18 protein-coding genes and 1 pseudogene are annotated in these 24,909 nt (G+C 40.4%); 13 read left to right on the forward strand and 6 right to left on the reverse strand.

Going from position 1 to position 24,909, the window contains the following annotated elements:
• Positions 1–267: 267 nt before the first annotated feature.
• From KG708_RS11780 to KG708_RS11805, 6 genes are all read left to right on the forward strand, one after another.
• Positions 268–2,703 carry a M1 family metallopeptidase gene (locus KG708_RS11780; RefSeq protein WP_213609999.1) on the forward strand — a complete coding sequence of 812 codons (2,436 nt, stop codon included), beginning with the start codon at positions 268–270 and terminating at the stop codon, positions 2,701–2,703.
• Entirely contained in the window at positions 2,703–3,188 is a 486-nt protein-coding gene (locus KG708_RS11785) for a DUF6702 family protein (RefSeq protein ID WP_213610001.1), read from the forward strand. The genes KG708_RS11780 and KG708_RS11785 overlap by 1 nt, the downstream gene beginning before the upstream one ends.
• A gap of 229 nt (positions 3,189–3,417) precedes the next feature.
• Positions 3,418–4,035 (forward strand): HAD-IA family hydrolase, encoded by a 618-nt coding sequence (locus KG708_RS11790; RefSeq protein ID WP_213610003.1) that lies wholly within the window; start codon positions 3,418–3,420, stop codon positions 4,033–4,035.
• A gap of 250 nt (positions 4,036–4,285) precedes the next feature.
• On the forward strand, positions 4,286–4,903 hold the full coding sequence (locus KG708_RS11795) for a transposase DNA-binding-containing protein (protein WP_213610005.1): 618 nt from the start codon (positions 4,286–4,288) through the stop codon (positions 4,901–4,903).
• Positions 4,904–5,158: 255 nt separating this feature from the next.
• A complete protein-coding gene (locus tag KG708_RS11800; RefSeq protein WP_213610225.1) occupies positions 5,159–5,698 on the forward strand; it encodes an IS4 family transposase in 540 nt (179 codons plus the stop codon).
• Positions 5,699–6,012: 314 nt separating this feature from the next.
• Positions 6,013–6,738: a YebC/PmpR family DNA-binding transcriptional regulator gene (locus KG708_RS11805; protein ID WP_213610007.1), complete on the forward strand. Its 726-nt coding sequence runs from the start codon at positions 6,013–6,015 to the stop codon at positions 6,736–6,738.
• Positions 6,739–6,846: 108 nt separating this feature from the next.
• On the opposite strand, the gene KG708_RS11810 is transcribed toward KG708_RS11805, so the two are convergent.
• On the reverse strand, positions 6,847–9,024 hold the full coding sequence (locus KG708_RS11810) for a malate synthase G (protein ID WP_213610009.1): 2,178 nt from the start codon (positions 9,022–9,024) through the stop codon (positions 6,847–6,849).
• A gap of 239 nt (positions 9,025–9,263) precedes the next feature.
• On the opposite strand from KG708_RS11810, the gene KG708_RS11815 reads away from it, so the two are divergent.
• Positions 9,264–10,865, forward strand: coding sequence for an isocitrate lyase (locus KG708_RS11815; RefSeq protein WP_013462827.1), 1,602 nt, complete (start codon positions 9,264–9,266; stop codon positions 10,863–10,865).
• Between the two features lie 807 nt (positions 10,866–11,672).
• On the opposite strand, the gene KG708_RS11820 is transcribed toward KG708_RS11815, so the two are convergent.
• The 3 genes from KG708_RS11820 to KG708_RS11830 form a co-directional block, all read right to left on the reverse strand.
• Positions 11,673–13,691 carry a S9 family peptidase gene (locus KG708_RS11820; RefSeq protein WP_213610011.1) on the reverse strand — a complete coding sequence of 673 codons (2,019 nt, stop codon included), beginning with the start codon at positions 13,689–13,691 and terminating at the stop codon, positions 11,673–11,675.
• 154 nt (positions 13,692–13,845) lie between these two features.
• Positions 13,846–14,580 carry a 5-oxoprolinase subunit PxpA gene (locus KG708_RS11825; protein ID WP_213610013.1) on the reverse strand — a complete coding sequence of 245 codons (735 nt, stop codon included), beginning with the start codon at positions 14,578–14,580 and terminating at the stop codon, positions 13,846–13,848.
• A gap of 1 nt (position 14,581) precedes the next feature.
• Positions 14,582–16,393 carry a glycoside hydrolase family 3 protein gene (locus KG708_RS11830; protein ID WP_213610015.1) on the reverse strand — a complete coding sequence of 604 codons (1,812 nt, stop codon included), beginning with the start codon at positions 16,391–16,393 and terminating at the stop codon, positions 14,582–14,584.
• Between the two features lie 326 nt (positions 16,394–16,719).
• Between KG708_RS11830 and KG708_RS11835 the strand changes: the two genes are divergently transcribed.
• From KG708_RS11835 to KG708_RS11850, 4 genes and pseudogenes are all read left to right on the forward strand, one after another.
• Positions 16,720–18,216, forward strand: coding sequence for a sensor domain-containing diguanylate cyclase (locus KG708_RS11835; protein WP_213610227.1), 1,497 nt, complete (start codon positions 16,720–16,722; stop codon positions 18,214–18,216).
• 124 nt (positions 18,217–18,340) lie between these two features.
• A pseudogene (locus tag KG708_RS11840) lies at positions 18,341–18,520 on the forward strand (hypothetical protein); the annotation flags it as partial.
• A gap of 261 nt (positions 18,521–18,781) precedes the next feature.
• Complete coding sequence (locus KG708_RS11845) at positions 18,782–18,991, forward strand: cold-shock protein (RefSeq protein WP_002959120.1); 210 nt, start codon at positions 18,782–18,784, stop codon at positions 18,989–18,991.
• Between the two features lie 366 nt (positions 18,992–19,357).
• A complete protein-coding gene (locus KG708_RS11850) occupies positions 19,358–20,116 on the forward strand; it encodes a transporter substrate-binding domain-containing protein (protein WP_213610017.1) in 759 nt (252 codons plus the stop codon).
• A gap of 373 nt (positions 20,117–20,489) precedes the next feature.
• Here KG708_RS11850 and KG708_RS11855 read toward each other — a convergent pair whose 3' ends face one another.
• Together KG708_RS11855 and udk are read right to left on the reverse strand one after the other, a co-directional pair.
• A complete protein-coding gene (locus KG708_RS11855) occupies positions 20,490–21,713 on the reverse strand; it encodes a NupC/NupG family nucleoside CNT transporter (RefSeq protein ID WP_213610019.1) in 1,224 nt (407 codons plus the stop codon).
• A gap of 17 nt (positions 21,714–21,730) precedes the next feature.
• A complete protein-coding gene (gene udk, locus KG708_RS11860; RefSeq protein WP_213610021.1) occupies positions 21,731–22,360 on the reverse strand; it encodes a uridine kinase in 630 nt (209 codons plus the stop codon).
• 192 nt (positions 22,361–22,552) lie between these two features.
• On the opposite strand from udk, the gene KG708_RS11865 reads away from it, so the two are divergent.
• Positions 22,553–23,770, forward strand: coding sequence for a phosphopentomutase (locus KG708_RS11865; protein ID WP_213610023.1), 1,218 nt, complete (start codon positions 22,553–22,555; stop codon positions 23,768–23,770).
• Between the two features lie 65 nt (positions 23,771–23,835).
• Entirely contained in the window at positions 23,836–24,537 is a 702-nt protein-coding gene (gene deoD, locus KG708_RS11870) for a purine-nucleoside phosphorylase (protein ID WP_213610025.1), read from the forward strand.
• Positions 24,538–24,909: the final 372 nt, after the last annotated feature.

Consider the following 24,909-nt stretch of genomic DNA (forward strand, 5'->3'; position numbering starts at 1 on the left):
TTGCTATTTTGCTTTTTTAATAAAAATAGCTGTGTTTTTTGCTTTTATCTCTGTGTTTAGTGATAGTTACCGTGTTTTGTAAACCCCCTTTACAGTTTGTGTTTTTTATTTAGTTGCCGCTCAATTTTGTTATTAAAAATACTATCTACATACATTTTATAAAGGTCTGGAATATCACCCTATAAAAGTAGGGGTTTATCGCTATTTTATTGAAGCTGGGCAGTAAATTTGTCACAGTAGTATTACTAAATTCGATCAGGGTTAACAATGAAGAAACGTTTATTCACACTCAGTGCGGTAGTATTGCCTTTGGTAATGGCAAGTTCTGTACTTGCCTCATCTGTTGAGCAAACTAAGGGAAGTTATGTTGATAAGTTTCGCCAACTAGACGAAGCCCTGCCTACGCCTAATGTTTACCGCAGCGCAGCCGGTGCGCCTGGTGAAAATTACTGGCAGCAACGCGTTGATTACGATATTGATGTAAAACTCGATGAGCAAAAGCGTCGCTTAACGGGGAGTCAAACAATTGAATATAAAAATAACTCACCGCATACATTAAAGTACTTATGGCTTCAGCTTGATCAAAATATTTTTAAAAATGACTCAATTGCCGAAACTACACAAACATTTAAAAGTACCTTACAAAACGAGCCAGATGCAAAGCCCGCTAAGTTAAGCTTAGGTGATTTACGTCGTCAACAGTTTATGAACGACAATGAACTGGGTTATACCATCAGTAATGTTAAAGATGAAGACGGTAAAGCGCTGCGCGTTACTGTGGTTGATACCTTAATGCGCATTGATTTAAATACGCCACTTAAACCAGGAAGCGATGTTGAGTTTAGTATGGACTTTGCGTTTAACCTAGTTGAAGAAGACGCGGTAGGCGCACGTGCAGGTTACGAGCATTTTGAAAACGACGGTAACGATATTTTCTTAGTGGCACAATGGTTTCCTCGCTTAGCGGCGTACACCGACTACGAAGCTTGGACAAACAAACCGTTTTTAGGCAGTGGTGAATTCACCTTAGAGTTTGGTGACTACGACGTTGAAATTACGGTTCCTGCAGATCATATAGTATCGGCAACCGGTCAGCTTGATAATCCAGGTTCAGTATTAACTAATACTCAGCGCAAACGTTTAAAAGAAGCTGAGACAGCAAAACGCCCTGTATTTATTGTTACCGAAGAAGAAGCACTAGAAAACGAAAAAGCTGGCACAGATAAAACAAAAACATGGCATTTTAAAGCAGAGAATGTCCGTGATTTTGCTTGGGCGTCGTCGCGTAAATTTATGTGGGATGCCAAAGGCTATCACCAAGGTGGCGATGAACAACCATTAGTAATGGCTATGTCGTTCTTCCCTAAAGAAGGTGGCGACTTATGGAAGAAATACTCAACAGAAGCGGTTGTACACACTATGCAAGTGTATTCACAGTATTCATTTGATTATCCATACCCTACAGCGCAGTCAGTTAATGGTCCTGTTGGTGGCATGGAGTACCCAATGATCACCTTTAATGGCCCACGGACAGACTTACAAGAAGACGGAACACGTACTTACTCTCAAGCGGAAAAACGTTTTTTAATTGGTGTTGTTATTCATGAAATAGGTCATATCTATTTCCCAATGATTGTAAACTCAGATGAGCGCCAATGGACTTGGATGGATGAAGGCTTAAATAGCTTTTTAGACGGTGTTGCTGGGCGTGAGTGGGACCCAAGCATTCCATGGGGGGTTGAGCCGCGAGACATCGTTGCGTATATGAAGTCACAAACGCAAGTGCCTATTATGACGCAATCAGATAGCGTCCTTCGTTTAGGCCCTAACGCCTATACAAAACCTGCAGCTGCATTAAATATTTTACGTGAAGTTATTTTAGGGCGTGAATTATTTGATTTTGCATTTAAAGAATACGCTCAGCGCTGGAAATATAAGCGCCCTACTCCCGCTGATTTTTTCCGTACTATGGAAGAAGCGTCTGGCGTTGATTTAGATTGGTTTTGGCGTGGTTGGTTTTACACCACAGACCATGTTGATATCTCACTTGATAAAGTCTATCAATTACGTTTAGACACTAAAAATCCAGATATCGACTTTAAACGTTTACGTGATATTGAAGCGGATAAACCAACGTCATTATTTGTTGAACGCAATCGTGCCCAAGGTAAAAAAACCTGGGTTGAACAAAATCCAGATGTGACAGATTTTTACGACGAAAACGATCGCTTTACCGTAACTAACAAAGAGCGTAATGCGTATAACACGTTTTTAAAAGACTTAAAGCCGTGGGAGCGTAAAACGCTTGACCGCGCACTCGAAGAAGACAAAAACTACTATGTAATGGCGTTTTCAAATCTGGGTGGCTTAGTGATGCCAATTCTTCTAGAGTTAACGTACGAAGATGGCACTAAAGAAGAACGTTACATCCCTGCAGAGATTTGGCGCCGTAATCATAAAAACGTACAAAAACTGATTATTACTGATAAAAATAAACCGTTAGCGTCAGTAACTGTCGATCCTCGTTGGGAAACGGCGGATGTTGATGTAGAAAATAACCATTACCCTCGTCGTATTATTCCATCGCGTATTGAGGTGTTTAAACGTGAAAAGAGTAAAGCAAAAGTAAGCCGCGATATTATGCAAGATATTAAAACAGAGCTGAAAAAAGACGATAAAAATAACGATGAGGAGCAACAATAATGCGCTTTTTGCTTATTATTGTTTGTTTATTAATTGCTGCGCCAAGTATGGCGCATCAATTAAAGTCATCAGTTACAACGGTGTTATTTAATCAGCGTACGGATAATATTGAATTAATGCACCGCTTTTATTTGCACGACACAGAGCATGCTGTTGGTAACTTGTTTAAGGGCAAAGTTGATATTATTAACAACAAACATGACCAAAAACGTTTTGCCGAATATGTTGAGTCTCATGTTGCTTTACAAACCTTAAGCGGTGAGCCCCTCACCCTTAATTATGTAGGTGCTCAAGTTGATGGAAAGTTTTTTTGGGTGTACCAAGAGGCTGCGATCCCCGACAAAATTAAGGGAATTAGAATGAGCCATGGTGCGCTGAGAGATTTATGGCCTGCTCAGGTCAATATGGTGAATGTTGAAGGGCGAGGAAAAATTAAAACTCTCAATTTTAGTCAAGGCGATACCTGGCTTGAGGCACGATTTTAGCTAAGGTAACCATTATTGCGCACCTCTCTAGCGGGTGCGCACTTTCCTTTATAGCTGATCGAGTTAATAAAGTGTATCGTAAAATCTAAACTAAACATTATATAAACATAAACTATTAAGTCATTAAATTAGCTATAATATACTGAGTTATTTATATTTTTAGTAAAAGGTTTAGATAACCTAAGCCAAACTTAGCATACTGAGCTAATTATTTAGCGCAAGGAATGAAATGAAAACGCAAATTGAGGCAATCAAAGGTGTTATTTTTGATCTAGACGGAACTTTAGTATCATCAGAATTAAACTTTTCATTGATTAAGGCACAAGTAGGCTGCCCAGCAGAGCAAGACCTACTTGAATACATAGAACAGCTGCCTTCACCCTATATGCGTGAAGAAGCAATGAATATAGTGCATCAGCATGAGCTCTTAGATGCACAAACGGCAACGTTTTTACCTGGCGTTGTAGCGGCTGTTAACGCACTGCAAGCTAAAAACATACCCATGGCTATTGTTACACGTAATTTTGATAAAGCCGCTACATTAAAGCTACAGCATAATCCGCTACCAATTGAAACGGTGCTAACCCGAACAGACGCACCAGCAAAACCTGATCCGAGTGCTTTGTTAAAAGTGGCTACCCAGTGGAACCTGTCGGTAGATAATGTTATTTATGTTGGGGATTATTTGTATGACATTCAAGCTGCTCATAACGCAAAGATGCGTGCTTGTTTATATGCACCCGATGTAACCCCTGTATATGCTGAGCAAGCCGATTTTGTTATTCATGCGTTTGATGAATTGGTGTCATTAATTGACAATTACGCTGAAAAAGTGAGGGTCTGTTGACCTTTCAAGGTTGAATTTGCAGCAGTCTGTTTGGTATTTAGGCAAGGCAGAGCCTATGTGGTGTGGTTATTCCCCATAAATAGGCGATAACGCAGCATCAATGCCAAACAGGCGTTGCCCGGAGGGTTCTGCCTAGGGGCAATTAACTCTTTGTTGCCTACATGGATGTAGGTCTGTCTCTTATACACAAGTCTTTGAATATCGATAAATCTGTGATCTAATCGATCATCATCACTCATAGATTTATCGTATGCACATAAACACTTCTGAAGAATGGGCTCAATTAATTTTTGGTAATGCTAATTTAGGAGATCCGAGACGCACCCGACGATTAGCTCTACTAGCAAGCGATATGGCTGAGAATGCAGACAGCTCAATTGTTAAGGCTTCTGATACACCCGCAAAAATTGAAGCCGCTTATCGTTTCATTAGAAATGAGAAAATATCCCCTCAAGCGATTGCCGATTCGGGGTTCTCACAAACGAGTGAAGCGGTAAAGCAGTTGCCTTTGGTTCTCGCTATCCAAGATACGACAGGATTGACATTTAAACACAGTGTTTGTAAAGAATTAGGCGATGTGAACTGTGCAAATACATTAGGAAAACCATCAAAAACAAGAACGCTATATGCGCATTCAACTTTAGCAATTGATGCAGATACGGAGCACGTTATTGGTTTACTCGACCAATACTATTGGTTTAGGAAATCAAAGGTTAAAGGGACTAAAGATCAACAACAGCAACGCCCTTACGAAGAGAAAGAAAGCTATCGCTGGCAACAAACATTAATGGATATAAAAAACGTACAGGTGAATTATCAAATATACTTAACATCTGCGACAGAGAGGCTGACATTTATGAGTACATGACTTACCAAAAGATGAAGGGCATCGATTTTTAGTCAGAGCAAAAGAAAATAGAAAATTAATAGAGCCTCAATGCAATCTCAACCAGTTAATAGAAACAGCGCAGGGTCAGTGTTGTTACACTATTAATATAGCGCAACGTGCGGGAAGAAAAGCGCGTCAGGCCCGAATTACATTGAGCTATCAACCTATAACACTAGCCAAGCCTAAGCGAGTTCAAGGGCAAGAATCACCGACATTGAGTGTTAATGTCATTGTCTGTCAGGAAAAGAAAGCACGCAAAAAAATCCATTATGTTGGATTTTATATACGACAGAGCCCATAAACACAGCAAAAGATGCCCAGAAATTAGTAAGATACTATGAACTTCGCTGGCGTGTAGAGGAGTTTCATAAAACATGGAAAACAGATGGAACCGAAGTAGAAGATTTACGTTTGCAGCACAGTGATAATATTTTACGAATTGCGATCATTAAAGCGTTTATTGCTGTCAGGTTATTACAGCTGCAAAATATGGCGCAAAGGAGTGAATTAGACAAAGAAGTGAGATGTACAGCTTGTGTTAAAGAGATGACGTGGAAATTACTATGGGCAAAGGTTGAAAAGGATGTGTTGCCGGATAAAGTACCGTCTCTTCATTGGCTATACTATAGTTTAGCGAAATTGGGAGGGTGGTATGACAGTAAAAGAAATGGTCGAGTTGGCGTAAAAGCACTCTGGAAGGGGTGGTTGAAATTAGCAGAAATGGTCGAATCTGCCGAATTGTTAATATCAATTCAGCAGACAGAAAAGTTGTGATCAAGAGACAGGGATGTAGGTAAGGGGCGTGAGCAGGACGCGGAAGCTTTGCTCGGTTTTGACTTAGCCCACTAGGTTACAAATCTCGCGCCGCGATTAAATTGCCCCTAGTTTGAACAAATATCAATCCGCAAAGGTTAACAGACCCTGATTATGTTAAATTGAGCTTTGTTTTATTTATTTAATAACATGATGGGTATTATTTAAAATTAACTTCGACTTCTTTTGCTCAGCATAGCATGTTGAACCACTAGCCCAATACGGTTTGAATTGGTAAAATATCGCAAACCAAATGTATTCAATAGAGGCACAAGATGGGCAGAGCATTTGAAGTCCGCAAAAGTTCGATGGCTAAAACAGCCAACGCAAAAACTAAAGTAAATTCGAAGTACGGTAAAGAAATTTACGTTGCAGCGAAAAATGGTGAGCCTGATCCCGATGTAAATCTAACATTGCGTCGCTTAATTGAAAAAGCAAAAAAAGATCAAGTTCCTGCGCACGTAATTGAAAAAGCAATCGAAAAAGCAGCCGGCGGAGCAGGGGAAGATTACTCAACTGCGCGTTACGAAGGTTACGGCCCTGGTAACTGCATGGTGATTGTTGATTGTTTAACCGACAATCCAAATCGCACAATTAAAGATGTACGCTTACCATTTACTAAAACAGACTCAAAAATTGGTACGCCAGGCTGTGTTGCACACATGTTTGACCACCTTGCTGTTTTAGGGTTTGCAGGCGATGACGACGAAGTTGTACTCGAAGCGCTGATGATGGCAGACGTTGATGTAACCGATGTAGAAGCCGAAGGTGGTAAAGTATCGGTGTTTGCACCGCATACTGAGTACTTTAAAGCTAAAACGGCACTAGAAGAGGCATTTGAAGGCATTAACTTTGAAGTTGATGAAATTACCTTTGTGCCACAAGTACATGTTGAAATTACTGATGAAGAAGTCATTGCCAACTTTGATAAATTTATCAATATGCTTGAAGACTGCGATGACGTACAAAATGTTTATCACAATGCGACCATTAAAAATTAATTCGAATTGCTACTTTTTTAAAAATTTAACGGTAGTGAATAGTGGTTATTCACTACCGTTATAAAAAATTAGTAAAGCTGATTTTTTGTTTTTAGGTTAAGTTTTAAGTTAGTGCTGCGCTTTATATTTTAAGCGATAGCTGTGGAGCAGAGGCTCTGTATAACCGCTTGGTTGGTTGACACCTTCAAATACTAGAGCTAACGCCGCTTGATAAGCAACACTGTTAGCCAATGTTTGCTCATTAGTTGCCATAGGCGTGTAGAGGCTGTCATGCTCGTTTTGGCCATCAACAACCTTAGCCATTTTTGCCATTACTTTTTGTACTTGCTCTTTGCTACATACGCCATGATGTAGCCAGTTGGCGATATGTTGGCTTGAAATACGTAAGGTGGCTCTGTCTTCCATTAAACCAATATGGTTAATATCAGGCACTTTAGAGCAGCCTATTCCTTGGTCAATCCAGCGTACTACGTAACCTAAAATACCTTGCGCGTTGTTTTCAAGCTCGCTTTGAATATCTTCTTTTGACAGCGTTTCAGGGTTTGGCATGAGCGGCGGTGTAAGTAGGCTCTCTATGCTTGCTATTTGACGCGTGGCAATGCTTTGCTGCAGGCTAAATACATCAACATCATGATAATGCATTGCGTGTAATGTAGCGGCAGTAGGGGAGGGCACCCAAGCGGTATTTGCGCCAGATTGAGGGTGCGCTATTTTTTGCTCCATCATCATCGCCATTTTATCTGGCATTGCCCACATACCCTTACCAATTTGCGCTTTATGGCTTAAGCCACAGGCTAGGCCAACATCAACGTTGCGATCTTCGTAAGCGCTGATCCAAGGTTGTGCTTTAATAGCCGCTTTAGGCAGTACAACACCCGCTTGCATTGAGGTATGAATTTCATCGCCGGTGCGGTCTAAAAAGCCAGTGTTAATAAACACAACACGCTCTTTTGCTGCATGAATACATGCTTTTAAGTTGGCTGATGTTCGACGTTCTTCATCCATAATACCCATTTTAAGGGTGTTTTTAGGCAAACTCAGTGCCTCTTCAACCATACCAAACAAGGTATTAGCAAAGGCGACTTCATCAGGGCCATGCATTTTCGGTTTTACAATATTAATACTTTGCGCGGTTGAATTTTTAATCGTGTTTTTAGTGTTTAAATCGTGCAAAGCAGCTGTTGCGGTGAACATGGCATCCATAATGCCTTCAAACACATCATTGCCGCTAACATCAGTAATGGCTGGGTTTGTCATTAAATGTCCCACGTTACGCACAAACATCATACTGCGCCCTTTGAGGGTCAGTTTTTGGCCATCAAGACCTGTATATTGTCGGTCAGCTTGTAACGTGCGGTCGACCATTTTGTCGCCTTTTCTAAACGTTTCAACCAAGTTGCCTTGCATTAAACCAAGCCAGTTTTTGTAAACTTGTACTTTATCTTCTGCGTCTACTGCGGCAACCGAGTCTTCGCAGTCCATAATGGTTGTTAGTGCGGCTTCTAGCACCACATCTTTTAGCCCTGCTTTATCAGCTTGGCCAATAGGGTGGTGATGGTCTATTTGCAGCTCAACATGCAATCCATTGTTTTTAAGTAAAATAACACTCGGGTTTTGTGCTTCACCTTGATAGCCAATCAGTTGCTCAGGGTTTTTAAGTGTGGTGTGCGAGCTGTCTCGTAAGGTAATAGCAAGGGCGCCGTCAACAATAGAATAGTTAGTACTTTCAATATGCGAGCCATTTTCAAGCGGTAATGCTTTATCTAAAAACTGCCTAGCATAAGCCATTACTTTAAAGCCGCGAACAGGGTTGTACTGGCTGCCCTTTTCGGCGCCGTCGTCTTCGCTTAAAACATCGGTTCCGTATAAAGCATCGTATAACGACCCCCAACGTGCATTCGCTGCATTAAGCGCAAAGCGTGCATTACTAACTGGTACAACAAGCTGAGGGCCCGCTGTAAGCGCAATTTCAGGCTCTACATTTTGCGTTTCAATATTAAAGTGTTCAGGCTCATCAACTAGGTAGCCAATATCTTTTAAAAACGCTTGATACTGAGCTTGGTCAGCATTTTTATTTGCAAGATGGTAGTCATCAATTTGCTTTTGTAGCTGTTCACGCTTAGCCAGTAGTGATTTGTTCAATGGTGTAAGTGTTTGCACTATGTGGGCAAAGCTTTTCCAAAACTGGTGTTCATCAAGATGAGTACCAGGTAATAATTGTTTTTTAACAAATTCAGCAAGTTGTTTATCAACGCTGAGTCCTGAATGGGTGAGAGTGTGGCTCATAATTAATATCCTTAAACGGTCCGACAGTGTGCAATTTTTTATGCGCGTACACCTACCATATCGCAAAAGAGTGGCTTTGAATGCTTTTTAGCCATTCACTATATGTATAGCCGCAATAAAAACTATAAATTTACTAAATCTAAAAAATAAGCCTAATGTTTAATTAAGCGCTACAGAGCTAACGTGATGTAGTCACTCTCTCAACAATAAATATTAACACCCGTTCGAAGGACTTTATTATGACAACATATCAAGGCGAAACAGATACACTAGCAACATTATGCCAATCACAAGGCAGTGCATGGAAAACAATTAATCCTGAATACGCAACACGTATGCGTTTACAAAATCGTTTTCGCTCTGGTGTTGATATTGCACAATTTACAGCAGACATTATGCGTGAAGACATGGCTGCATACGATAAAGACACAAGCCAGTACACACAGTCTTTAGGTTGTTGGCATGGTTTTACTGCCCAACAAATGATGATGGCAATTAAGCGCCATCAAAAAACAACTAAGCGCAGTTACGTATACTTAAGCGGTTGGATGGTTGCAGCGCTTCGTTCTGAGTTTGGTCCTCTTCCAGATCAAAGTATGCATGAGAAAACATCAGTTCCGGCACTTATCGAAGAAATCTATACCTTCTTAAAGCAAGCGGATGCACGTGAACTTGACCACTTATTTAACGAACTAGACGACGCAAAAGCAAACGGCGGGGACGTTCAAGCAGTACTTAACAAAATTGATAACTTTGAAACGCACGTTGTACCAATTATTGCTGACATTGATGCCGGTTTTGGTAACGAAGAAGCAACTTACCTGCTAGCTAAAAAGATGATTGAAGCGGGTGCTTGTGCTATCCAAATCGAAAACCAAGTATCAGATGCTAAGCAATGTGGTCACCAAGCAGGTAAAGTTACCGTTCCTCATGAAGACTTTTTAGCAAAAATTAACGCAGTACGTTACGCGTTCCTAGAGCTAGGTATTGATAACGGTATTATCGTTGCGCGTACCGATTCACTAGGTGCAAGCCTTACGCAAAAAGTACCGGTTTCAAAAAAACCAGGTGACTTAGCAAGCCAATACAATGCATTTTTAGAAACAACCCCAGTAAACAGTGTTGATGATTTAAATGAAGGCGAAACAGCAATGAAGCTTAATGGTCAGCTTTGTAAGCCAACACGCCTAGACAATGGTTTATACCAGTTCCGCGAAGGCACTGAAAAAGACCGTGTAGTACTAGATTGTGTAACGAGCCTACAGTCAGGTGCTGATTTACTGTGGATTGAAACAGAAAAACCACATGTAAAACAAATTGCTGAACTTGTTAATCGCGTAAAAGAACAAGTACCAGATGCTAAATTAGTCTACAACAACTCACCATCGTTTAACTGGACGCTGAAGTTCCGTGAGCAAGTATACCAAGAATGGCAGGAAGAAGGTCGTGACCTGAGCGCTTACCCAAGTCTTGATGATAACAAAGCGCTTATGGCTCCAGAAATGGATGCAACAGAGCTTGCAGCAGCTGCTGACTTATTAGTACAAAACTTCCAACGTGATGGCGCACGTGAAGCGGGTATTTTCCACCACCTAATCACTTTACCAACGTACCATACAGCAGCATTAAGCACAGATATTCTATCTGAAGGTTACTTTGGTGACTTAGGTATGCTGGCTTATGTACGTGATGTACAGCGTCAAGAAATCCGTCGTGAGCAAGCGTCTGTTAAACATCAAGATCTTGCAGGCTCAAATATTGGCGATACACACAAAGAGTACTTCTCAGGTGAGAATGCACTTAAAGCCGGTGGTGAAGCTAACACCATGAACCAATTTTAATTCAACTAGATAGTGTTACTTAAGGGCCGCAAGGCCCTTTTTTTTATGCCTGCATAAAGGCAAAATTTAATAGATCAGTATTTTACTAGCTATTTGGTTAGTGAGAGTTTTCAATGCAATGAAGGTTAAAAGTGTAAATAAAATTTAAAGGATGTTTATGCTCGGCTGTGAGGGCTTTATGTTGATTACGCTTTGACACGTGTAAGCACAATAAATTACCCGCTTTTTACAGCGTATAGATCAGAGTTTAACTAACTGACTTAAAGCAGATCACGATTTAACTAGCTCCTCTTAATACAGATCAGATTTTAACTAACCATGCTAATAACGGCCATTTTTTATTATTAAAGAGGGGTATTTGCCTTTCTAACCCACAATTTGGCCACTTAAACGCTTAATTTAAAGGTTTTTAACTGGGGTTTAGAAAGTAATAAACCGATTTTTTACTAACTGCGGTAGGTTATAAAACATTTTTTTACTAACTGAGGGCTTATAAACAGTGACTCAAACCGAATTTTTACTAACTCAAAGTGGCTGAGTCAGTATAAACCGAATTTTTACCAACTCAGTTTGAAGCTAAGTCCGATATTTAGCTAAAGTATGTAAGGGATTACTCACATTATTGCTGTAAAGGGGGTTTACAGGGGGAAAGAGAGCTGTCAGCTTTCAGTCGTCAGCTATCAGATTAAAATTCAAAAGTTAGCAAGGAGAAAGTTAGCAAGTTGCAGCGGGTTTACTCCGTGTTATGGTTTTAGTAAATGACGCGGCATAAAGCCGCGCCTAAACTATTGACTCGCTGAAGCGCAACTACTTACTATGCTTATCAAACCACCACTGAATGTAAGCCACTTTAGTCATTAAATTTGATGGACGAGCAGTTATACCATGTGAAGCGTTTGGAATGCGCACCATCGCGGTATCAACCCCCTGTAATTTTAAGGCTTGATAAAACTGCTCTGTTTCTGAAATTGGCGTACGGTAGTCTGCTTCACCAGTCAGAAGCATGGTTGGGGTTTTAACATTGCTAACATAACTGATTGGTGAGCGCTTCATGTAATGCTCAATATGGTCCCAAGGTTTGCCCGGAAACCAATAATCGGCAAAAAATGGATAGAAGTCGGCAGTTAGTACAAAGCTGATCCAATTAATCACAGGCTTAGCAACCACGGCTGCAGCAAAGCGATCCGTATGGCTTACAATCCACGCGGTTAATACACCGCCGCCAGAGCCACCGGTTACAAATAACTTCGATTCATCAATAAACCCTTTTGCAATAAGCGCATCAACCCCAGTCATTAAATCATCGTAATCATTGCTTGGGTAATTATGATGAATGGTTTGCGCAAACTCTTTACCGTATGAATCACTACCACGCGGGTTCATATATAAAACTACGTTTCCTTTAGCGGCAAATAACTGCACCTCAGCACTAAAGTGCGGGCCATAATTAGCGACAGGGCCACCATGAATTTCAAGCACCAGTGGGTATTTTTTTGATTTATCAAAACCCGGTGGGTAAGCAACCCAGCCTTGTATTGGCAGCTCATCGTGGCTTGATTTTAACCATAGCTCTTCAACCTTGGCGAGCTGTTTAGTTTGTAGTGCATCTGAGTTTAAATCAGTTAAACGCTGTACTTTGCCACGTTTTAATGTAGCTACATCAGCAGGGCGCTGGGTATCGGCCAATGTAAATGCAACATGACCATTTTCACTAATATCGAAATCGCCACCGGAATAAGGGCGACCAAACGCAACACTGCCTATTTTTTCGGTAATCACTTTGCGTTTGCCACTTCGAGGTTGATAAGCCAGCGCAGTTTGCCCTTCATCGGCATAGCTAAAATAAAGCCCTTTTGAGTTCGCACTCCACTTAATTTGGCCAACACTTCTATCAAAATCGGTGGTTAGGCTTTGAGTATTCCCTGTTTTTAAATCGCGAATATAGAGTTGGGTGTTTTCGTAATTAGTACGCTTGTCGTCATACCCTGTATAGGCAAGGTATTTGCCATCAGGTGACACTTTAGGTTGTTGATCAGGGCCATTACGATTGGTCAATGCAGTGATTTCTAAGGTATTTAAATTAAGTTCATACACTTCACTATTGGTTGGTTTAAGTGCATGTTCAAAATGTCTATTAGCAGAAAAATACAATGTTTTACCGTCTTTACTAAAACTGACTTCCCCACCGTTATTAAAATTATCGCTGGTGAGTTGTTGAGCATTACCCCCATTGGCATCAAGTATAAATAATTGGCTAAATCCTTTTTCAGTATAACCCCCGCCATCGGCACGATAATAAACATCGTCAATATATTTAGCAGGCTCTGCCCACGTAGCACCTTTTGGTTTTCCAGGTAAGCTGATAGGTGCAGACGTCGCCATTGGAACAAACATACTAAATACCAGCTGGTTTGAATCAGGAGTCCAACTTAGTGAGCTTGGATTGCTAGTTAAATTACTAACCTTAGCGATAGCCCCTGTTTTTAACCATTTAATATATATTTGGTTGCTACCATCTCGGTTTGATATGAAAGCAAGTCGCTGTCCGTCAGGAGAGATTACTGGCGAGTAATCCATATATACACCAGAGGTTAATGGTTGTAGTTGCCCTGTGCTGTAATCAACAGACCAAATATTACCTACTTTACGGTCGGTTTTAATATCCATGCGGTTGCGGACAAAATACACGGTTTTACCGTCTTCTGTTATGTCTATTTGGTTGGCATATTCAAGATTAAAGATATCTTGAAGTTGTAATGTATCGGTATTGGCAACAGCTAATTGACTGCTGCCCAGTATAAGACTCATAGCTAAGAGCGTTTTCATTATTTATCCCTGTTTTAAATCACTGCTCTATTTATAGGGTAGGAGAGGAATAATTAACAGTCAGATGCGACGAAGCCAGTATTTAAAACTACCAATGAATGAAGGTGAGAAAAGAAAGTAAAAGCTGTAAAGGGGGTTTACAGCTTAGAGGGAGTTATACGCTTGCGCTGCAAAGAGCCTTAATGTCTTCAATAAGCGCAACACCTTGGGCGTTATCACCGTGGACACAAATACTATCGGCGTTAAGTTTTAACGATTTTCCTGACTGGGTAGTCACACTGTTACTAGTTAAAAGCTGCTTAACCTGAGCTAATAATGTGTCTTTACTATGCACGCTGCCCGGTATATTTCGTGCTACTAATTGCCCTTGGTCAGTGTACTGCCTGTCTGCGAACGCTTCTAAAACAAGGGTTAGTCCAAGATGACGTGCCATTGTATGGTGGTGTTTAGCATTGGCCGTGGCCAGTATCATTAATTTTAGATCAGCAGGGTAACTGGCAACCGCCCCCATAACAGTGGTAAGCAGTTGCTGGTTTTTCATCATGTCGTTATATAGTGCACCATGGGGTTTGACATAGCTAAGGGTTAACCCTTGTGCTTTCGCCATGCCATCAAGGGCGGCTATTTGATAGTGTAAACACTGAGTGAGCTCGGCCACACTCAGGTTCATTGAGCGTCTGCCAAATCCTTGTTTATCGGGGTAGCTTGGGTGAGCGCCAATCATCACATTATGCTGTTTAGCGAGCTTTAGGGTGTTAGCCATAACATTCGGATCGCCCGCATGAAAGCCACAGGCAATGTTTGCCATATCAATATGCGGCATTACCTGATCATCAAGCCCCATTTTCCACGCGCCAAAGCTTTCACCTAAATCACAATTGAGTTTCATATTAGTGGCTCTTTGATTGTTTAATAGTTACCGGTAAGCTGCCTTTAGCAGGGGCTTGACCGAGTAATACTTTAGCAAGTGCTGTAAATGCAGGCCCAGATACTTGCTCGTTTTTGTCTACGTCAATATTATAAGCATATGAAGCTAATACTGCATCGGCAGAGTCGCCAAACTGCGCAATATCATAAGGGGCTCGCAAACTAATAAACACGGTGGGTATTTGTTGCTTATTAGCCATTTTAAGTAATGATTCAAGCGCTTTAGGTTGCTCTGCGTTATTGAGCGCAAAGTCTGGGTTATCGGCTAAATCATCCATCCCGCCAATTTCCACCGCGCTTTGGTTTGGCGAAGCATTGCCCGCAATGACTATGTCTGCTTGGTTAATATTATGCTCAGCTTGTGTCGGGTCAAACCCTTGCAAACTACTGCAACTATAAATTAATTTATGCGTGCTCAAGCTTGCTAGGGCTTGTTTTATAGCCATACATTTACGTGTATCGGGCATTATAATATGAATGTGTTGGCCAGCAGTGAGCTTAAGTGGCAAGGTGTTGTTGTTATTTTTTATTTGGGTGATCGCCGCTAATGCCAGTGATGCTTCTAATTCGCGATGTGCTTTATTACCAATAATGTGCTTAGCATTGGCTAATGCTTTAATGGGATCAGATAAAGCGTTTGATTTAAATTTACGTTTAAGCGACGTAATGCGCTGTGCTGAATACGCAATTTCCTGTGCGTTAAGTTGCTCTGATTTAACCGCACTGACTAATGACTCAATGAGAGCATCGAGCTTTTTAATGTCATCTGGCGTTCTAATCTCTATCGGCATAAGTGCAATATCAACCCCTGCGGCAAAGGTGTTTATAATTGCTTGGGTTGGACTAAAAAAGTGACTAATACCTGCCATATCAAGTGCATCGGTCACCACTACGCCTTGATAGTTAAGCTCATCACGAAGAATATCGGTCATGATTTTACGTGACATGGTTGCAGGCTTGATCATTTGTTTGCCATCAACATTAGTTAAGGTACTGCTATCGAGCTCAGGGTATTGAATATGCGCGGTCATTATCATGCCCGGACTATGCTGCTCAATAATGTGTTTAAAGGGTGCTAAATCTTGTGCGTAAATCACCTCTTTTGAATGCATCACTTTAGGCAAGCCAGTATGACTATCTACATTCGTGTCGCCATGTCCTGGAAAATGCTTTAGTGCGCTAATAATGCCATTTTTTTCAAATTCACTCACTTGTGCGGCACCTAATGCTGCTACATCATTTGGGTTTTCACTAAAAGAGCGGACATTAATGACCGGGTTGTCTGGATTCATGTTGACATCAACGGTTGGCGCGTAATTGACATTAATACCTAAAGCTGAGAGCTCAGTGGCCAATACTCGTGCGGTTTGGGTGGCAAAATAAGTACCATGCTCAGGGTAGGTTGCACCAATTGACATATTACCGGTAAACGAAGTGGCCACATCACGTGGCAGTCGTGCTACGCGTCCACCTTCCTGGTCAATTGAAATAAAAAGCGGTAAGCCTGATTTAGAGTGAGACGCAGCTTGTTGCAGTTGCTGATTAAGGCTAATTATTTGTTCTATGCTTTGGGTGTTTTCGGAAAATAAAATAACCCCACCAATATCATAACGGCTAATTGCTTTAGCGAGTTCATCAGGTAGCTCAGTGAGTGCCGTTCTACAACGCTTACTGCTTCCTTGATGGCAAAAATAGCGTAAATCGAGCATAAGTTTTTGCCCAAGTTGCTGTTCAAGCGACAGCGCAGAATCGGCAAAAGAAGATTTTATTGGCATGAAACATCCGATTAAAAAAACAGAAGACGACAACAGGTACTTATTTAGCAACACACACCTCAAGGCTAAATAAAAATAAAGTGCATGCAGCTTAACGATTATTGAGCTTAACTGCAAAACCCGACATATATAATAAATGTCATTTTATTGTTCCAAAAATAACAAAAATTAGGCTACTGAGTTCAATTTCTGTATTATATACGCGTGTAATATAACAGCCGTTTTATTTGTTTAGGGTGATATTAAATTTGCGTCTTTCTTTTCCTTTTCAAGTTACCTTAAAATTAAGGCAGCTCATTTTGTTTTTAGCACTTTCGGCCGTTGTTATGGCGCTCGGTAGTAGCTTTTATTTTATTTATCAAGTACAAAAAGAGCAATTGATTAATTACACCCTAAAAAGTAATTACGCTTATGCAAATAAACTGGCCTCAGCAACAAATAATTTTTTAGAGTCTGCACTTCAACAGTTGGCATATTCTGCAAAAATAATAGAAGCAGATCTAGATAATAATGTATTGTTAGAGAATGAAGTAAAGCGTCTTCATTTGCAAACCAATAGCTTTAACTCAGTTGTTATTAACAAAAATGGCATAACGGTGGCAACCTCGCCTTATTTACCGAATGTGCTCGGCGTTACATCTTCCTCTATAGGTGCACAACAAGCACTTGCAAAAAAACAGCCACTGATCAGTTACCCATATGTATCACCTGAGGGTAATTTAATTATTTTTATTACAAGCCCACTTTTTGATAAAAATAGTGAATATATCGGTTACATTGGTGGTACTTTGTATTTAAAAGAATCTAATATTCTAAGTGAGCTATTAGAACAAGGTTATTATTCTGGTGGTTCGCACATTTATGTTGTCGATGCGAACAAAAAGCTAATTTACCATCCCGATAGCAAACGCATTGGTGAGCAGGTCAATAATAATTCAGTGATCACTGCTGTACTAAGTGGCTCTTTAGGGAAAGAATTAGTAAAAAACAGTGAAAATGTATCTATGTTAGCAGGGTATGCCCCTGTAAAAATAGCCAACTGGGGAGTTGTTGTTCAGCGACCATTAAAAGACACACTCGCCTATTTAGATGTGTTAGGGGTTGAAATTTTTAAACGCATCACTCCCTTAGTGCTTGTTATGCTTCTGGCTACAGCTCTTTTAGCGCACTTTATTTCAAGGCCCTTAAAGCTCTTAGCTGACAGCTCACATCTATTAAATGACGAAAACAGTGCTAATAAATTAAAAGATATTAAATCATGGTATTTTGAAGCGCAGCAACTTAAAGCAGCGATGTTAGAGGGCGTGAATATACTGCAGTCGCAAATGGGCCAATTACGCCAAGATGCACTCACCGACCCGCTGACTGGCGCGCATAACAGGCGTAGTTTAAATATACTGCTTGAAAAACTAATGGATAAGCATATTCCGTTTGCAGTTTTGGAAATTGATATCGATTTTTTTAAACGTGTCAATGATACATTTGGTCATGACGTGGGTGATGAAGTGTTAAAAGCACTGACCGAAGTTATACAAAAAGTATCACGTAAGCATGACATTGTTGCACGCACTGGTGGGGAAGAGTTTTTACTCGTACTACCTAATGAGGACAGCGACAGCGCGTTTGTTATTGCAGAGCGCTTACGCAAACAAGTTAAGGCAACCTCAATGCCCAAAGTGGGTCATATTACTATATCGATTGGTATAGCCATTTGGCCGCAGCACAATGATGATATTGATCAAGTATACAAATGTGCTGACAAAGCGCTCTATCATGCAAAAGAAACGGGCCGTAATAAAACCGTCATTGCCAGCCTAAATTAAATTTTTTTAAAAAATTAATTTACCTTAAGTTTTATTTAAGTTTCGCCTATTTAATTCTACCTATAGATTTAATATAGGTGATGCTTTTATAAAACTAGCTCTACAACAATCATCACTAGCACTTTTTCAGCCCGCAGTTGAGACTTATCTTGGCGAAGACTTTGTGGGTATTGGCCCCAGATTTATAGGTTTACACCGCTTTGATGGACAAAAACAATTAAAGTGGGAAGCCGGTTTTATTACTGAAATCAGCCAGTCAGAGAAAAATCATAGCGTTAGAATGGCACTAGAATTTGAATTTTGAGCTCTTTAAACAAGTACTTAATTTATAAAGCATGCAACTTAAGTTATTTTATAAATTAAATCGCATAAAGGGTTGACTTGATTCTGTAACTCTATATAGTGGGCTGCAGCTAGAAAGAAAGCATGATAGTTTATAAATCTCCATTTCGTTGTTGTATAAGTAATACTTGTAGTACCGTCCTGAAGTTTTTAAGTACCATCTCATTTTTTGCTACACCGCCCATTAGGGCACAATTTAATTTTTTATATCAGGAATAATACTATGTCTAACATCGTATCAGGTACAGTTAAGTGGTTCAACGAGTCTAAAGGTTTTGGTTTTATCGAGCAAGAAAACGGTCCAGACGTTTTCGCACATTTCTCAGCAATCAAAAGCGAAGGTTTCAAAACTTTAGCTGAAGGCCAACGTGTAGAGTTTACTCTTTCACAAGGTCAAAAAGGTCCTCAAGCTGATAACATCACAGCTGTATAATTTTACTTTTTAAGTAAAATGAAAAAAAGCGCTTAAGGCGCTTTTTTTGTGCCTGAAATTTAAGAATACCTCCCCACCATCTGTAAATTTATACCAATTCGCTTAATTAAGCGGTCTATTTTGAGGCAGGAAAAACGGGTTGATAGCTAGGCAAAAAATTCGCTATTTAGTTGTTCTAAATGAGAATTTTTTAACACAGATAGCGACACGTTTAGCCCCGCAAAATGATTGAGTATTATTGCGGATTGGTATTATTAACTATAGTCATTCTCAGATCATCTGCTATTTTTAACATTATAAACAGTGCTATAAATTAATGGTCTCTATGGGTTTTTTGGGTTAAAGTTTATACTTAAATCACAGGAGGTGTTTATTTTTAAATTTACATTATTAGCGTTAGGGTTGATATTTAGCCATAATATTCAGGCTAATGAGCCTAAATTGGTTATTTATACCGAAAGCTTTGCCCCTTACAATTTTCAAGATGAAGCTGGGCAGCTAGCGGGTATTAATTATGACATAGTGAAAGAGGCTTGTGCTCGTGCCGCACTAGAGTGTGAATTTATTATGTTACCTTGGAAACGTGCTTACCAGTTAGTGCAAAATAACCCACACTCAGCCATCATTTCTTTGGCAAAAACCCAAGAACGTATTCCGCTTTTTGAATGGGTCGGACCTTTGGTATCGAGCCAAACCTACTTTTTTAAATTAAAAACCAGCGACCATATTGTAATGGACGATATTTCACACGCTAAAAACTACTCGTTGGGCATAGTCCGAGGCGACATTTATGAAATGCTGGTGCGTCGACTCGGGTTTGTTACCGATAAAAACTTACTACTGTTTAGTGAATCAGACTCATTTATGCGATTGTTTTTTAAAAAACGCATCGATTTAATTATTGGCTCTGACTTTACTATTGATCATCAAACTGAGCCATTTGGGTACTCTAGGGATGACTTGGTGAAGCTCAAGCAAATTCATGTGGATGAGCTTAAAGGCAACTATATTGGTTTTAATAAAGCCGCTTCACCTGTGGTAGTGAAACGCTTTAATCAAGCACTTGAGCAGCTTAAGGCTGAGTCTGGCTATGAACCTTACATTAAACGTTATGTAAAAAATTAAGCGTTTAGACCATAAGCACAGAAAAACTGAAAAAGTTCCCGCTTAATAATGCCTATATTACCTCTTCACAGCCATTCATTCTTGTTAACTTCGCTATATTTTACACTCTCAAGTGCCTTGTAACCTTGTAAAGGGCTAATAAGTAAATACTTCTGCAGTTACACAGTTATTCATATTTTTTAGTGAGTGCAATGATGGCTTTGCTAGGGAATTTTTTAGGTATGAATTGTTGAGAGTTTAGAAAGTAACGGCTATAAAAACGATAAAAGGGCCTTGCGGCCCTTGGTGAAGTATCGTTCAAGTCAGATAGTGCTTTAACCCCTTAAAGCGCTATCCTATTGTTTTGCAACAGAGGGATCGTCTCATTAAGTTTCTAAGCTAGCGAGAGGAAAAACCCAGCAATTGCTGCGCTCATAAGGTTAGCCATAGATCCTGCTAACACTGCTCTGAGCCCTAAGCGTGCGATATCCTTTCGCCGACTAGGCGCCATACCGCCTAATCCACCTAGTAAAATGGCTATCGATGATAAGTTAGCAAAGCCACACAAAGCAAAAGTAACAATTGCTTGTGTATGCGCACTTAACGTATCGCGATAATTTATAAAGTCTAAGTAAGCAACAAACTCATTTACTACTAACTTTTGACCAATAAAGCTGCCGGCTAAAATTGCCTCATTCCACGGTACACCTAATAACCATGCAACAGGGGCAAACAAGTAGCCTAAAATTTCTTGTAGCGTTAATGTTGGGTAATCAAACAACCCACCAATACCGCCTAACAAACCGTTTAATAAAGCAATTAATGCAACAAAAGCAAGTAGCATTGCACCTACATTAAGTGCCAACTGCATACCGTTTGACGCACCTGATGCTGCTGCATCAATAACATTAACCGGTTTGTCGTCGCCTAAATCTATATCGGCTAAATCATCTTTAGGTGTTTCGGTCTCTGGCACTATCATTTTTGCCATTAAGAAACCACCAGGCGCCGCCATAAAGCTGGCCGCAATTAAGTACTTAAGGTCTACACCAATAATCACGTAACCGGCCATTACAGAGCCAGCCACGGTGGCTAAGCCACCAACCATTACGGCAAACAATTCCGATTTGGTCATTGTCGCAATAAACGGTTTAACTATGAGTGGCGCTTCAGTTTGGCCAACAAAAATATTTGCTGTGGCTGAAAGCGACTCTGTACGCGAGGTTTTCAATAGCTTTTGTAAACCACCGCCTAAAATTTTAATTATCCAATCCATAATGCCAAGGTGGTAAAGCACAGCAACAAGCGCTGAGAAAAATACAATTACTGGCAATACTTGAATGGCAAAAATAAACCCGAGTGTATCTTGCGATGCCAATGGGCCAAATAAAAAGCTTATACCATCGTTAGCAAATCCAATCACCGAAGACACGGCGCGAGACATACTCGCTAATACATTTTTTCCTGCTTCAAAAAACAGTACAAAACCGCCGATTGCAATTTGTAAAGCAAATGCAATGCCAACGGTTCTTAATTTAATTGCCTTGCGATTCGTTGAGGCTGCAAAGGCAATGCCTAGTAGCACTAGCATGCCTACTAAGCTCATAAATGTTGTCATACAAACGTTTCCCGTTGTTATTCTTGTAAAATATATTTTATTTTACTTTTTATAATATCAATCGCAACGCGATTCATACCGCCTCGAGTCACAACTAAGTCAGCGTTATGCTTTGAAGGCTCAATAAATTGATAAAACATCGGTCTAACAGTTGCTTGATATTGCTCAACAACAGATTGTAATGTTCTGCCTCTTTGTTCCATGTCGCGTTGCATTCGGCGCATTAAACAAATATCCAATGGTGTATCTATAAACACCTTGATATCAAATTCTTTATTAAGCGCTTTATCACTCAGTAATAAAATACCTTCTACAATGAGTATTTTAGCCGAAGCCACACGGCGCGTTTTATCGCTACGTGTATGCTGGGCATAATCATATGTTGGTACTTTAACAGAGTGGCCATTACGAAGTTGCGTTAAATGCTCAAGCAATAGCTCGTGTTCAAATGCATCAGGATGGTCGTAATTCGTTTGCGTACGATGTGCCATCGGCAAATGCGATTGATCCTTGTAATAAGCATCTTCTTCAATAATGGCGATAGCGCCTGGTTCAAGCTCATTTACCAATTCATTGTAAATAGTTTGGCTAAATAGAGATTTGCCTGACGCCGACGCGCCTGCAATAGCTATAATAGTTCGTGTCACTAAAGTTCTCACCCACACAGAAGGATATATTGTTGGTAGATCACAATAGCAAAAAAGACACGATTAATCTCTTTTGCTTCGCTTAAGAGTGCAAATTTATAATGTTTAGGTTTTATGAAACAGGACTTATGTCCTGTACGGAAAATTCGAAGAGCAGATAAAGTAACCACCTAGAACAGATGTGAGGTCACAATGGCAAGAGCAATTATCTTAATGGCGGATAGTTTAGGAATTGGCGCAGCACCCGATGCAGATAAATTTGGTGATGTTGGTGCTAATACATTCGCACATTTACTCAAGGCATATTATGACGAGACTGGCAGTAAGCTTTCGCTTCCTAACCTTTCAAAATTAGGGTTAGTGGCTGCATGTGAAGCCGCTGGTAAAGAACCCTGTTTAGTTGCTGAGCGACATGAACCACAATGTGCATGGGGTTACGCAAAAGAGCTTTCAAGCGGTAAAGACACGCCATCGGGTCATTGGGAAATGGCAGGCGTGCCAGTGTTATTTGATTGGGGTTACTTCCCTAAAACACAGCCGAGTTTCCCACAAGAATTTGTAGACGAGTTTATTGCTCGCACTGGTATTCCGGGCATTTTAGGCAATTGCCATGCCTCAGGTACCACGATTTTAGAGCAGCTAGGTGAAGAGCACGTAAAAACAGGTAAACCAATCTGTTACACCTCAGCTGACAGTGTGTTTCAAATAGCCGCGCATGAAGAATCATTCGGCCTAGAGAAGCTTTATCAAGTTTGCGAAATCGCACGGGCGCTGCTTGATGAAATGAATATAGGACGAGTGATTGCGCGGCCATTTTTGGGTTCAAACAATCAAGACTTTGCCAGAACAGGTAATCGTCGTGATTATTCAGTATTACCGCCATCGCCAACATTGCTTGATGTACTTGCAAAAGACGGTGGCGAAGTGATTAGTATTGGTAAAATTTCAGATATTTATGCGCATCAAGGCATTACTCAAAAGCATAAAGCGCCAGGGTTAATGAACTTGCTAGAAAAAACCCGCGAGGTGATGGCGACTGCGCCGGATCACAGTTTGATTTTTACCAATTTAGTTGATTTTGATGAGAAGTTTGGTCATCGTCGCAACCCCATTGGCTATGCTAAAGCGCTCAAAGAGTTTGATGACTACTTACCCACTATTTTAGGGCAATTAAAGCCTGATGATTTATTAATGATCACCGCCGATCATGGCTGTGACCCGACCTTTCCAGGGTCTGAGCACACCCGCGAATATGTGCCAGTTATTGCCTATCAGCCAGGGATGAAAAATACCCCGCTGGGTGAACGCAATAGCTTTGCTGATATCGGTCAAACACTTGCGCAATGGTTTAACTTAAAAGCGTTAGAATATGGTGATGGCTTTATTGATAAGCTGAACACAGTTAAATAACTTAAAAATACGCTCGCTATTTTTAAAGTAATAGGGCTTTTAGCCAAACAAAAGGAAAACAATCGATGAGTACTCCGCATATCAGTGCAAACGTAGGTGATTTTGCCGAAACAGTATTAATGCCAGGCGATCCGCTACGTGCACAATATATTGCTGAAAACTTTTTAGATGATGCAGTGCAAGTAACCGGCGTACGTAACATGTACGGCTTTACTGGAACATACAAAGGTAAGCCAGTGAGCATTATGGGTTCTGGCATGGGCATTCCTTCAATGTCAATTTATGCTCGTGAGCTTATAGTAAGCTTTGGCGTTAAAAATATCATTCGTATTGGTACCTGTGGTGGTATTGGTAGCGATATTAAAATTCGCGACGTAATTTTTGCACAAGGTGCAAGCACCGATTCAAACGTAAATCGTGCCCGTGTTCGTGGTACTGACTTTGCTGCCATTGCTAACTTTGACCTACTTTTAAACGGCGTAAATGCGGCTAAAAATTTAGGTATTGATGCAAAAGTAGGTAACGTATTTACTACGGATACTTTTTATCAAGCAGACGACACATTTTATAAAGATCTAGACAAACTAGGTGTACTCGCTGTTGATATGGAAACAGCTGGCTTATACGGCGTAGCAGCAGAATACGGCGCAAAAGCAATGGCATTATTTACCGTAAGCGACCATGTGATCACCGGCGAAGCAACACCTGCAGATGAGCGTCAAACCACGTTCAACGAAATGGTTAAAATTGCCCTAGAGTCAATTTAATTAACTAAATAACCTGAACTTTGGTTAAGAGATTTATTATCCAGAGTTCAGGTTAAATACGACAGTTCCTTGGTAACGTATTCACTAAGTTTTGGAGACACGCCCAAAGTGAAGTGAGACTAAACCCCCAAAGCCGCATTTTATGCGGCTTTTTTTATGCCTGGAACGTGCGAGCCAAGGGTTACGGGTTACGAGCGACGAGCAGCGAGCTAGTGTAAACAGCCTAAAACCTAAAACCTAAAACTTAACCCCGGATTAAAATTAAAATAGTCTAGACATACTAGGGTAGAGTAGTATTAGGCATAATAACTATCTCAAAAGAGTAAAATTTGCTATGTTTGGTTTTAATTGTATTTTGCGGTGGCTTTAGGA

This window comes from Pseudoalteromonas sp. (genome assembly GCF_018402495.1).
In the GTDB taxonomy this organism is placed as follows: domain Bacteria; phylum Pseudomonadota; class Gammaproteobacteria; order Enterobacterales; family Alteromonadaceae; genus Pseudoalteromonas.

Coding starts and splice junctions, on each gene's coding strand:
- KG708_RS11780 (WP_213609999.1), top strand. CDS start 268: ATGAAGAAACGTTTATTCACACTCAGTGCGGTAGTATTGCCTTTGGTA.
- KG708_RS11785 (WP_213610001.1), top strand. CDS start 2,703: ATGCGCTTTTTGCTTATTATTGTTTGTTTATTAATTGCTGCGCCAAGT.
- KG708_RS11790 (WP_213610003.1), top strand. CDS start 3,418: ATGAAAACGCAAATTGAGGCAATCAAAGGTGTTATTTTTGATCTAGAC.
- KG708_RS11795 (WP_213610005.1), top strand. CDS start 4,286: ATGCACATAAACACTTCTGAAGAATGGGCTCAATTAATTTTTGGTAAT.
- KG708_RS11805 (WP_213610007.1), top strand. CDS start 6,013: ATGGGCAGAGCATTTGAAGTCCGCAAAAGTTCGATGGCTAAAACAGCC.
- KG708_RS11810 (WP_213610009.1), bottom strand. CDS start 9,024: ATGAGCCACACTCTCACCCATTCAGGACTCAGCGTTGATAAACAACTT.
- KG708_RS11815 (WP_013462827.1), top strand. CDS start 9,264: ATGACAACATATCAAGGCGAAACAGATACACTAGCAACATTATGCCAA.
- KG708_RS11820 (WP_213610011.1), bottom strand. CDS start 13,691: ATGAAAACGCTCTTAGCTATGAGTCTTATACTGGGCAGCAGTCAATTA.
- KG708_RS11825 (WP_213610013.1), bottom strand. CDS start 14,580: ATGAAACTCAATTGTGATTTAGGTGAAAGCTTTGGCGCGTGGAAAATG.
- KG708_RS11830 (WP_213610015.1), bottom strand. CDS start 16,393: ATGCCAATAAAATCTTCTTTTGCCGATTCTGCGCTGTCGCTTGAACAG.
- KG708_RS11835 (WP_213610227.1), top strand. CDS start 16,720: ATGGCGCTCGGTAGTAGCTTTTATTTTATTTATCAAGTACAAAAAGAG.
- KG708_RS11845 (WP_002959120.1), top strand. CDS start 18,782: ATGTCTAACATCGTATCAGGTACAGTTAAGTGGTTCAACGAGTCTAAA.
- KG708_RS11855 (WP_213610019.1), bottom strand. CDS start 21,713: ATGACAACATTTATGAGCTTAGTAGGCATGCTAGTGCTACTAGGCATT.
- KG708_RS11865 (WP_213610023.1), top strand. CDS start 22,553: ATGGCAAGAGCAATTATCTTAATGGCGGATAGTTTAGGAATTGGCGCA.
- deoD (WP_213610025.1), top strand. CDS start 23,836: ATGAGTACTCCGCATATCAGTGCAAACGTAGGTGATTTTGCCGAAACA.